Raw genomic sequence first — 10,073 nt, forward strand, 5'->3', positions numbered from 1 at the left:
CCCCCTCCCGCCCCTTCCCGTCCCGACCTGGGGCACCGCCCCAGACCCCGCTCCTCAAACGCCGGAGGGGCTAAGAACCAGCCCGTCCGACGTTTGAGGACGAGCGCGAAGCGCGATGAGCGGGGGTTCTGGGGGCGGCAGCCCCCAGGGACGGGACGGGAAGGGGCGGAGGGGGCGACAACCCTAATCCACCTCAGCCACCGCCTCCGCGAACTGCGCCTTGTACAACCGCGCATACGCCCCGTCGGCCGCCAACAGCTCGCTGTGCGCGCCCTGTTCCACGATCGAGCCGTTCTCCATGACGAGGATCGTGTCCGCGTCCCGGATCGTCGACAGCCGGTGCGCGATCACGAACGACGTCCGCCCGTGCGCCAGCTTTGCCATAGCCTTCTGAATCAGCACTTCAGTACGGGTGTCGACCGACGACGTCGCCTCGTCCAACACCAGAATCACCGGATCGGACAGAAACGCCCGCGCAATGGTGATCAGCTGCTTCTCACCCGCACTGACCCCCGTCCCCTCGTCGTCGATCACGGTGTCGTACCCGTCCGGCAGCGTACGGATGAACCGGTCCGCATGGGCCGCCCGCGCCGCCTCCTCGATCTCCCCACGGGTGACCTTCCGCGCGGACCCGTACGCGATGTTCTCGGCGATGGTGCCGCCGAACAGCCAGGTGTCCTGGAGCACCATGCCGATCCCGGACCGCAGTTCGTCCCGGGACATCTTCGCGATGTCGATCCCGTCGAGGGTGATGCGCCCGCCGGACACCTCGTAGAACCGCATGAGCAGATTGACCAGCGTCGTCTTGCCCGCTCCCGTCGGCCCGACGATGGCGACGGTGTGCCCGGGCTCCACCGTCAGCGACAGGTCCTCGATGAGCGGCTTCTCCGGGTCGTACCGGAAGGACACGCCCTCCAGCGCCACCCGCCCGCGCAGCTGCTCCGGCCGTACCCCCGGCACCGGATCCTCCGACTGCTCCTCGGCGTCGAGGAGTTCGAAGATGCGCTCGGCGGAGGCGACCCCGGACTGCACCAGGTTCGCCATCGAAGCGAGCTGGGTCAGCGGCATCGAGAACTGCCGCGAGTACTGGATGAAGGCCTGCACGTCACCGATGGACAGGGAACCCGAGGCGACCCTCAACCCACCGACCACCGCGACCAGCACGTAGTTCAGGTTCGACACGAACATCATCAGCGGCTGCATGATCCCGCTGTTGAACTGCGCCTTGAACCCGGCCTCGTACAGCGCCTCGTTCTGCTCGGCGAACTGCTGCGCCGACTCCTCCTGCCGCCCGAACACCTTCACCAGGGTGTGCCCGGTGTACATCTCCTCGATGTGCGCGTTGAGCTTGCCGGTGGTGCGCCACTGCTGCACGAAGTGCGGCTGCGACCGCTTGCCGACGAACGTCGCGACGTACAGCGACAGCGGCACGGTCACCAGCGCGACCAGCGCCAGGATCCACGACACCCAGAACATCATCACCAGCACACCGATGATGGTCAGCAGCGAGTTGATGAGCTGGCCCATCGACTGCTGGAGCGTCTGGCCGATGTTGTCGATGTCGTTGGTGGCCCGGGAGAGGACCTCGCCGCGCTGACGCTTGTCGAAGTACGACAGCGGCAGCCGCGACAGCTTCGTCTGCACGTCCTCGCGCATCCGGTACATCGTCCGGTTGACCGCCCGGTTCACCAGCCGGGTCGCCACCGCCATCAGCAGACCGGCGACCATGAACACGGTGAGCGCGAGCAGCAGGACGTTCCCGACCGCGGCGAAGTCGATGCCCTCGCCCGGGGTGAAGTCCGTACTGCGGAGCATGTCGGCGATGTCACCGTCACCGCGCTCCCGCATCGCGGCCAGCACCTGCTCCTTGGTCTGGCCGGCCGGCATCTCCCGGCCGATGATGCCCGCGAAGACCAGGTCGGTGGCCTCGCCGAGGATCTTCGGTCCGACCACCGACAGACCCACGCTGACGACCACGCACACCAGCAGCGCGTAGATCGTCAGCCGCTCGGGCCGGAACCGGCCGACCAGTCGCCGGCCCGACACCTTGAAGTCGATCGTGCGGTTCTCGGGGCCGGTCCCGGCCATCATCCGCCCCATGGGCCCGGCCATCAGGCAGCCTCCGCTTCCGTCAGCTGGGAGAGCACGATCTCCCGGTAGGTCTCGTTGTCCGCCATCAGCTCGTGGTGCCGGCCGGTGCCGACCACCCGGCCCTCGTCGAGCACGACGATCCGGTCGGCGTCCCGGATGGTCGCCACCCGCTGGGCGACGATCACCACGGTCGCCTCCGCGGTCTCCCGGCCGAGTGCCGCGCGCAGCGCCGCGTCGGTGGCGTAGTCGAGGGCTGAGAAGGAGTCGTCGAAGAGGTAGATCTCCGGGCGCTGCACCAGGGTCCGCGCGATCGCCAGCCGCTGCCGCTGACCGCCGGAGACATTGGTGCCGCCCTGCGCGATGGGGGCGTCCAGTCCGCCCTCCAGCCGCTCCACGAAGGATTTCGCCTGCGCGACGTCCAGCGCGTGCCACAACTCCTCGTCCGTCGCGTCCGGATTGCCGTAGCGCAGGTTCGTCGCCACGGTCCCCGCGAAGAGATACGGCTTCTGCGGCACCAGCCCGACCGTCCTGGCCAGCAGCTGCGGGTCGACGGTCCGTACGTCCACCCCGTCGACGAGCACCTCGCCGTCCGTCGCGTCGAACAGCCGCGGCACCAGCCCCAGCAGCGTCGACTTGCCGCTGCCGGTCGAGCCGATCACGGCGGTCGTCTCACCCGGCCGCGCGACCAGGTCGACGGCCTTCAGCACCGGCTCCTCGGCACCCGGGTAGCGGAACCCGGCCCCGCGGAGCTCCAGATGGCCGTGGCGGCGCAGCTCCCGGACCGGGCTGCTCGGCGGGACCACGCTCGACGACGTGTCGAGCACGTCCTGGATGCGCTCCGCGCACACCTCCGCGCGCGGCACCATCATGAACATGAACGTGGCCATCATCACGGACATCACGATCTGCATGAGATAGGCGAGATACGCGGTCAGGTCACCGATCTGCATCCCGCCGCTGTCGATCCGATGGGCCCCGAACCACACCACCGCGATCGACGACACGTTGACCACCGTCATGACGATCGGGAACATCAGCGCCAGCAGGTTGCCGGCGCCCAGCGACACCTCCGTCAGCTCGGCGTTCGCCTTCCGGAAGCGGTGCTGCTCGTACTCGTCCCGCACGAAGGCCCGGATCACCCGGTTGCCGGTGATCTGCTCGCGCAGCACCCGGTTCACCGTGTCCAGCCGCTCCTGCATGGACCGGAACAGCGGCCGCAGCCGCCGCACGATCAGCATCACGCAGATGCCCAGCACCGGCACGACGGCCACCAGCACCCCGGACAGCGGCACGTCCAGGCCGAGCGCCAGGACGATACCGCCCACACACATGATCGGCGCCGACACCATCAGCGTGAACGTCATCAGCACCAGCATCTGGACCTGCTGGACGTCGTTCGTGGTCCGGGTGATCAGCGAGGGGGCGCCGAAGTGGCCCACCTCACGTGCGGAGAACGACTGCACCCGGTCGAAGATGCCGACCCGCACGTCCCGGCCGAGCGCCGAGGCGGTGCGGGCGCCGTAGTACACGGCCCCGATGTTGCACACGACCTGTGCCAGCGAGATGCCGATCATCAGGGCGCCGAAGGACAGGATGTAACCGGTGTCACCGTTCACGACACCGTTGTCGATGATGTCCGCGTTCAGGGTGGGCAGGTAGAGGGTGGCGCAGGTCTGCAGGAACTGCAGCAGCACCAGGAGGGTGATGGGTTTCTTGTAGGGCCTGAGATAGGTCCGCAGAAGTCGTATGAGCACGCTGGTCTCTCGGAGTCGGCGGTCGGGGGCGGATGGTTGCCCCTGGCCCCTATCGTCGAACACTCCACCCGCGTTACCTCAACTGATTAACCCGACAGGCGTGTGCTACGGGCGGAAGGCGCCCGGATGTGTCTGCTCGCGCACCGACACGAACTGCTGCCGGACCGCCTGCCCCACGGCCAGCTCCTCACCGGGCTCGAGCACCTGCGCCACCGCGCCCTGCCAGGCCGGCGGGGTGCGCGGGTCGAGAGTGCCCTGCGACACACCCAGCGCCCAGGCCGCCTGCCGCGCGGCACCGATCGCCGCGTAGTCCGCAGGCTGCGGCACGACGACCTGCGCCCCGAACAGCGAGGGCGCCGCGGCCTGCACGGCGGGCAGCTCCGCGGCCGACCCGAGCAGAAAGATCCGCCGCACCTCCACACCCCGGCCGCGCAGCACGTCCAGCGCGTCCGCGAGCCCGCACAGCATGCCCTCGAACGCCGCCCGCGCCAGGTGCTCCGCCTTCATCGACTCCCGCCGCAGCCCGGCCAGTGTCCCGGCGGTGTGCGGCAGCGCGGGCGTGCGCTCACCCTCCAGATACGGCAGGAGTACGAGCCCGTGGGCGCCCGGCGTCGACTTCATCGCCAGGTCGGACAGGCTCTCCAGGTCGGCAAGACCGAGCAGTTCGGCGGTGCCGCGCAGGGTCCGTACGGCGTTCAGGGTGGTCACGACCGGCAGGTGCATGCCGGTGGCGTCGGCCAGGGACGTGATCATCCCGGTCTGGTCGTACAGGGCCTCGGGATGCACCGCCATCACGGACCCGGACGCGCCCAGCGACACCACCGCGTCGCCCAGCCCCAGCCCCAGCCCGAAGGCGGCGGCCATGGTCTCGCCGGTCCCGGCGGAGATCAACAGCCCCTCCGGCGTCGTACCGGCCGCATCGGACGGCCCGATCACCTCGGGCAGCATGACCTGGTGACCGAGCGCCAGCTCGACCAGGTCGGGCCGGTAGGCGCCGGTGGCCGCGGACCAGTACCCCGTCCCGGAAGCCCCGCCACGGTCGGTGGTCCGGCGCACCGGCCGCCCCAGCAACTGCCACACCAGCCAGTCGTGCGCCTGCATGAGCACGGCAGTGCGCAGCGCCGCCTCGGGCTCGTTCTTGGCGAGCCACCGCAGCTTGGTGACGGGCTGCGCGGCCTGCGGAACACACCCCACCGCCTGCGCCCACGCCTCGCGCCCGCCCAGCGCGTCGATCAGATCGGCCGCCGCGACCTGCGCCCGCTTGTCCCCGCCGACCATCGCCGGCCGCACGGTGCCGCCCTGCGCGTCCAGCGGCACGACCGCGTTCTGCTGCGCGGAGACGCCGATGGCCTGTACCCCTTCGAGCAGCCCACCACCGGCCGCCTCGCCCAGGGACAGCAGCCAGGCCTGCGGATCCACATCGCTGGGCCGCCCACTGCCTTCAGGGCCCTCCACCGGATGCGGCGCATAGCCCTGCCGCAGCACGGCTCCCGTGTCCGCATCGCAGACGACGATACGAGTGAAATCGGGCGAACTGTCCAGCCCGGCGACTATCCCCATGGCTCAAATTCTGCCGCAGCGCTGCGCTGGGCGTGGCCATGGGCGCCGTAGGGGTGCCTGCCGTCTCGCGGGTGCGGGTTGTCTGCGGTTGCTCGCGCCCACGGTGGGGGTCCCCCCGCTCGAGCGAAGCCGAGAGTGGGGGAGGAGCCGCATATCGAATACAGCCCCGCGCCCCAGGGGGATGCTGCGCGCGTCCACCAAGAGCTCTACGTGTTGCTGGTGCCCCAGTCGTCCTCGCCGGTGCCGTTGGTGTGGTGGCGGAGGGTGCGCACGCGCTGGGCGACGGAGTCGGGCATGTGGTCGCCGACCTTCGCGCTGACCGCGTGGTACGCCTTGCCGGCGAACTCGCGGCTCTGCTGGGCGGCGGTCTCCGCGGTGTTGCGGACGGCGGGGTTCTGCGCGACCTGACGCGCGGACTTCTTCAGCTGCTCGTAGCGCTCACGCCCCGCGCGTGTGCCCAGTACGTAACCCACAGCGAGTCCGACGACGAACGTGAGCCGGTAACGCATGGCGGCCACCCTTCCCTTGCGTAGGTCCCTGGTACGGCGCCGGGCCGGGGGGAACCGATTGGCGGAGCACCCCCCTGCTTGCGCTAATGTATGTGTCGCAGCGAGCGCGCGCCCCCTGGCGAATACCCAGGTAGGTACGTTCGATGCAACGAGGCATTCCTCCGTAGCTCAATTGGCAGAGCAGCCGGCTGTTAACCGGCAGGTTACTGGTTCGAGTCCAGTCGGGGGAGCTCGGTCCTCCGTAGCTCAATTGGCAGAGCAGCCGGCTGTTAACCGGCAGGTTACTGGTTCGAGTCCAGTCGGGGGAGCAGCCTGAACGAGGACCCCGCAGGGGTCCTTTTTCATGTTCGGTGGAACCGCCACGGCCAGGGCGGAGTCCTCAAGGTCATGCGTAGCCGACCATCCGGAGCAGGAGATCGTATGAGCGGCTATGCTGCGGCAGACGGCGCGCACAGGTGTACGCGACACGCCGCTATGGGGCGGTAGCTCAGCCGGTTAGAGCAGCGGACTCATAATCCGTCGGCCGTGGGTTCGAGTCCCACCCGCCCCACTCGCGGTTCCTCCAGCAGAACCGTTTCTACCTGCGGGCCCCGTAGAAACGGGGGCGCCGCACCGCGACGGCGGCCCTCGTTCACTCGCTCAGATCAAGCCACCCGTTCCACGGCGTCGGCCCCTGCTTCCCTGCAGCGGCGCGAACCTACAGGTCGTCGGGCAGGAGCCGGAAGGCTGTGTGGCCGGTGAGGGGGCGGACCATGCGGAAGTGGTGGTCGGTGGTGAATAGGGCGTCGGTGCGGTAGGCGGCGGCCAGGGCGACGTTCATCGCGTCCGTCAGCCCGATGCCCTTGCTGCCGTCGGCGTCCGCGTACCCCTCGGCGACCGCAATTGCCGCGCTCAGATGCGTGCTGACGGACGGCACTTCGAATCGGCGGGTTGCCACATTGCGTTCGATGAACCGGGCCGCGGCCAGGGCCTTTCGGGCTCCTGCACGGGCCGTGACCAGGTGGTCCAACTCCGCGAGGACCATGGGGGAGATGATGAGGTGGCTGGTCGCTGCCAGAGCCTTCTTGTGTTCCTCGTGGCCGGTGAGTTTCGGGTCGAGCAGGCGGTACAGGCCGTTGGTGTCGGCGATGGCGACCAGGGTCACGCTCCCATCCCCTTGAGCGTGTTCTCGATCTCGTCGTCGGTGAGGTCGGGCAGGCCGAGGTCGGGCAGGTTGATGTCTCCCATGGGGTCGGTCGGATACGGGGGGACGTCGGTCTCGCTTATCGGTACGACCCGGGCGACGGGGGTGCCGTTCTTGGTGACGGTGACGGTCTCACCTCGGGCCGCTGCGGCGAGGATCTGTGAGGATTTCTGGTTGAACTCGCGGGCGGTGGCCTCCATGTAGTACATGTTACTACTTAGGTCGTCTCGCATTGCGCTGGAAGTCCATATGGGCGAGATTTGATCCAAATGTCTGAAATGGGGCATATTGTGCGCCTCGTCTACGCGCGCTGGAAACCAGGCGGACACGAGGATCGAGAGTCACGTGAGCATTCGTTCGTTGCGCCGTGCCGCGGCTCCGCCGGCTCTGGCGGCGGCCGTGGTGATGGCTGCCGGTGCGTGCGGGGGTGCCGACGCGGGCTCCGGCAGCGGCGGCACGCGGCTGTCCGGCACCATCAGGGTGGATGGATCCAGCACGGTGGCCCCGCTGTCCACGGCGGCGGCCCAGCTCTTCCAGGTGGAGAACCCCGGAGTCAGGGTCACGGTCGGCACGTCCGGTACCGGTGGCGGCTTCGAGAAGTTCTGCGTCGGCGAGACCGACGTCTCCGACGCCTCGCGCGCCATCGAGGACGACGAGAAGGCGGCCTGCGAGAAGAACGGCGTCAGGTTCGAGGAGTTCCAGGTCGCCAACGACGGCCTGTCCGTCGTGGTCAACAAGGACAACGACTGGGCGGAATGCCTGACCGTCGAGCAGTTGAGGAAGATCTGGGAGCCCGGCTCCGAGGTCGACAACTGGAACCAGGTCGACCCGAAGTTCCCCGACCAGAAGCTCGAACTGTTCGGCGCGGGCACCGACTCGGGCACCTTCGACTACTTCACCGAGGCCGTCAACGGTGAGGAGGGCGCCTCCCGCACCGACTACTCGCCGAGTGAGGACGACAACGTCACCGTGCAGGGCGTCTCCGGCTCCAAGGGCGGCATGGGCTACTTCGGCCTGTCGTACTACGAGGAGAACAAGGACGAGCTGAAGGTGCTGAAGATCGACGGCGGTGGCGGCTGCGTCGAGCCGACCAGGCAGACGGTGCAGAACGGCACGTACACGCCGCTGTCGCGGCCGCTGTTCATCTACCCCAAGGCGTCCTCGCTGCAGAAGCCGGAGGTCCTGGCCTTCGTCGAGTTCTACGTCGAGCACAACGCCGAGATCGCCGAGAGCGCCCTCTTCGTCCCGCTCAACTCCGAGCAGGAGGCGGAGCTGCGGAGGGACCTCGACGCGCTCAAGGCGCAGCAGGGCTCATGAGTCCCGGCCCCGGTTTCCTGAAGCGGTCCCGGCCGCGCTACGGCGAGGGGGCCATCAAGGTGCTCCTGGTGGCCGCCGCGCTGGTGTCGGTGCTGACCACCGTCGGTATCGTCATCGCGCTGATCCCGCCGGCCGTCGACTTCTTCCGCGAGGTCGGCTTCGGTGAGTTCATCACCGGCACCGACTGGTCGCCGCTGTTCAGTCCGCCGCACTTCGGCGTCCTGCCGCTGATCACGGGCACGTTGATGGTCACCCTCATCGCGCTGGTGGTCGCCGTGCCGCTGGGGCTCGGCGCTGCGGTGTATCTGAGCGAGTACGCCCACCGCAGGGTCCGTGCGTTCTTCAAGCCGATGCTGGAGGTGCTCGCGGGCATCCCCACCGTCGTCTACGGCTTCTTCGCACTGACCGCGATCACGCCGCTGCTGCAGGACATCTGGCCCGCCGGGGACCCGCCGCAGGTCTTCAACGCCCTGTCGGCGGGCTTCGTCATGGGCATCATGATCATCCCGACGGTCGCCTCGCTCGCCGAGGACTCGATGAACGCGGTGCCCAACGACCTGCGCGACGGCGCCTACGCACTCGGCTCCTCACGGATGCAGGTGGCGACGCGGGTCGTCTTCCCGGCCGCACTGTCCGGCATCGTCGCCGCCATCGTGCTGGGCATCTCCCGGGCGATCGGTGAGACGATGATCGTGGCCATCGCGGCCGGTGGCCGTCCGAACCTGTCCTTCGATCCGCTGGAGGGCATGCAGACGATGACCGCGTTCATCGCCGCGGCCGGGATCGGCGACCTGCCGACCGGGTCCATCGGCTATCGGACGATCTTCGCGGTGGGCCTGTTGCTGTTCGTGATGACCCTGGTGATGAATCTGGTCAGCATTCGCCTGGTGCGCAAGTACCGGGAGGTGTACGAGTAATGGGCTCCGATGTCCTGGACAAGGGTGCCGCCACCGGTATGCCGGAGGCGCCCCGGCTCAAGGGGCGCGGCACCCCGTGGCGCGAGCGGTTCTTCCAGCTCAGCCTGTGGGCGTCGCTGGCCGTCGGGGTGGTCTTCCTCGTCTGGCTGCTGGTGTACGTGGTGGTCGAGGGCTGGCCGCGGCTGGACTCGCGGATCTGGTCGAACTTCCCGGACATCATCGACCCGACCAACGCCGGCGCCCAGTCGGCGATCATGGGCACGATCTGGGTGATCGCCTTCACCGCGCTGTACTGCCTGCCGACCGGCATCCTCGCGGCCATCTACCTGGAGGAGTACGCGGATCCGACCCGCTGGTGGAACCGTGCCATCGAGATCAACCTCCAGAACCTGGCGGCCGTGCCGTCGATCGTCTACGGCATCCTCGGGCTCGGCATCATCTCCCGCGGGCTCGGCTTCGGCCAGACCGTGCTGACCGCCTCCCTCACCCTGTCGCTGCTGGTCCTGCCGACCGTGATCATCGCCTCCCGGGAGGCGATCCGCGCCGTACCGCAGTCCATCCGTGAGGCGTCCCTGGCGCTGGGCGCCACCCAGTGGCAGACCATCTGGCGGCAGGTCCTCCCGGCGGCCGTGCCCGGCATGGCGACCGGCTCGATCCTCGCCCTGTCCCGGGCGATCGGCGAGGCCGCCCCGCTGCTGCTGCTCGGCGGGCTGACCTTCATCACCTTCAACCCCACCGGAGT

At 68.8% G+C, this 10,073-nt stretch carries 9 protein-coding genes and 3 tRNA genes; 6 read left to right on the forward strand and 6 right to left on the reverse strand.

Annotated features, from left to right (window positions below; all coding sequences use genetic code 11):
* Nucleotides 1-183: 183 nt before the first annotated feature.
* The 4 genes from ACTWQJ_RS11425 to ACTWQJ_RS11440 all read right to left on the reverse strand — a co-directional run bounded on the left by ACTWQJ_RS11425 (nt 184) and on the right by ACTWQJ_RS11440 (nt 5,914).
* Nucleotides 184-2,112, reverse strand: coding sequence for an ABC transporter ATP-binding protein (locus ACTWQJ_RS11425; RefSeq protein ID WP_443306520.1), 1,929 nt, complete (start codon nt 2,110-2,112; stop codon nt 184-186).
* Nucleotides 2,112-3,845 (reverse strand): ABC transporter ATP-binding protein, encoded by a 1,734-nt coding sequence (locus ACTWQJ_RS11430; protein ID WP_443306521.1) that lies wholly within the window; start codon nt 3,843-3,845, stop codon nt 2,112-2,114. Before ACTWQJ_RS11430 ends, ACTWQJ_RS11425 begins: the two co-directional genes overlap by 1 nt.
* 105 nt (nt 3,846-3,950) lie before the next feature.
* A complete protein-coding gene (locus ACTWQJ_RS11435; RefSeq protein ID WP_443306522.1) occupies nt 3,951-5,405 on the reverse strand; it encodes an FGGY family carbohydrate kinase in 1,455 nt (484 codons plus the stop codon).
* Nucleotides 5,406-5,611: 206 nt separating this feature from the next.
* The gene (locus ACTWQJ_RS11440) at nt 5,612-5,914 is read right to left on the reverse strand and encodes a YtxH domain-containing protein (RefSeq protein WP_443306523.1); all 303 of its coding nucleotides are present in this window, start codon (nt 5,912-5,914) and stop codon (nt 5,612-5,614) included.
* Nucleotides 5,915-6,071: 157 nt separating this feature from the next.
* Here ACTWQJ_RS11440 and ACTWQJ_RS11445 point away from each other — a divergent pair.
* The 3 genes from ACTWQJ_RS11445 to ACTWQJ_RS11455 all read left to right on the forward strand — a co-directional run bounded on the left by ACTWQJ_RS11445 (nt 6,072) and on the right by ACTWQJ_RS11455 (nt 6,464).
* Nucleotides 6,072-6,144, forward strand: a tRNA-Asn gene (locus ACTWQJ_RS11445).
* A 5-nt stretch (nt 6,145-6,149) separates the two neighbouring features.
* Nucleotides 6,150-6,222: transfer RNA gene (locus ACTWQJ_RS11450), tRNA-Asn, on the forward strand.
* Nucleotides 6,223-6,390: 168 nt separating this feature from the next.
* Nucleotides 6,391-6,464, forward strand: a tRNA-Ile gene (locus ACTWQJ_RS11455).
* 147 nt (nt 6,465-6,611) lie between these two features.
* On the opposite strand, the gene ACTWQJ_RS11460 is transcribed toward ACTWQJ_RS11455, so the two are convergent.
* Nucleotides 6,612-7,058, reverse strand: coding sequence for a PIN domain-containing protein (locus tag ACTWQJ_RS11460; RefSeq protein WP_443306524.1), 447 nt, complete (start codon nt 7,056-7,058; stop codon nt 6,612-6,614).
* Nucleotides 7,055-7,297, reverse strand: a complete 243-nt coding sequence (locus ACTWQJ_RS11465; RefSeq protein ID WP_443306525.1) for a type II toxin-antitoxin system Phd/YefM family antitoxin — start codon at nt 7,295-7,297, stop codon at nt 7,055-7,057. The genes ACTWQJ_RS11460 and ACTWQJ_RS11465 overlap by 4 nt, the downstream gene beginning before the upstream one ends.
* 145 nt (nt 7,298-7,442) lie before the next feature.
* Between ACTWQJ_RS11465 and ACTWQJ_RS11470 the strand changes: the two genes are divergently transcribed.
* The 3 genes from ACTWQJ_RS11470 to pstA form a co-directional block, all read left to right on the forward strand.
* Nucleotides 7,443-8,414, forward strand: coding sequence for a PstS family phosphate ABC transporter substrate-binding protein (locus ACTWQJ_RS11470; RefSeq protein ID WP_443306526.1), 972 nt, complete (start codon nt 7,443-7,445; stop codon nt 8,412-8,414).
* Entirely contained in the window at nt 8,411-9,331 is a 921-nt protein-coding gene (gene pstC / locus ACTWQJ_RS11475; RefSeq protein ID WP_443306527.1) for a phosphate ABC transporter permease subunit PstC, read from the forward strand. The genes ACTWQJ_RS11470 and pstC overlap by 4 nt, the downstream gene beginning before the upstream one ends.
* Nucleotides 9,331-10,073: phosphate ABC transporter permease PstA (pstA, locus tag ACTWQJ_RS11480; protein ID WP_443306528.1), on the forward strand; the 743-nt coding region annotated here is incomplete at its 3' end. The genes pstC and pstA, both read left to right, overlap by 1 nt.

Origin of the sequence: Streptomyces sp. KR55 (genome assembly GCF_052245645.1) — a bacterium.
Lineage (GTDB): Bacteria > Actinomycetota > Actinomycetes > Streptomycetales > Streptomycetaceae > Streptomyces > Streptomyces flavusporus.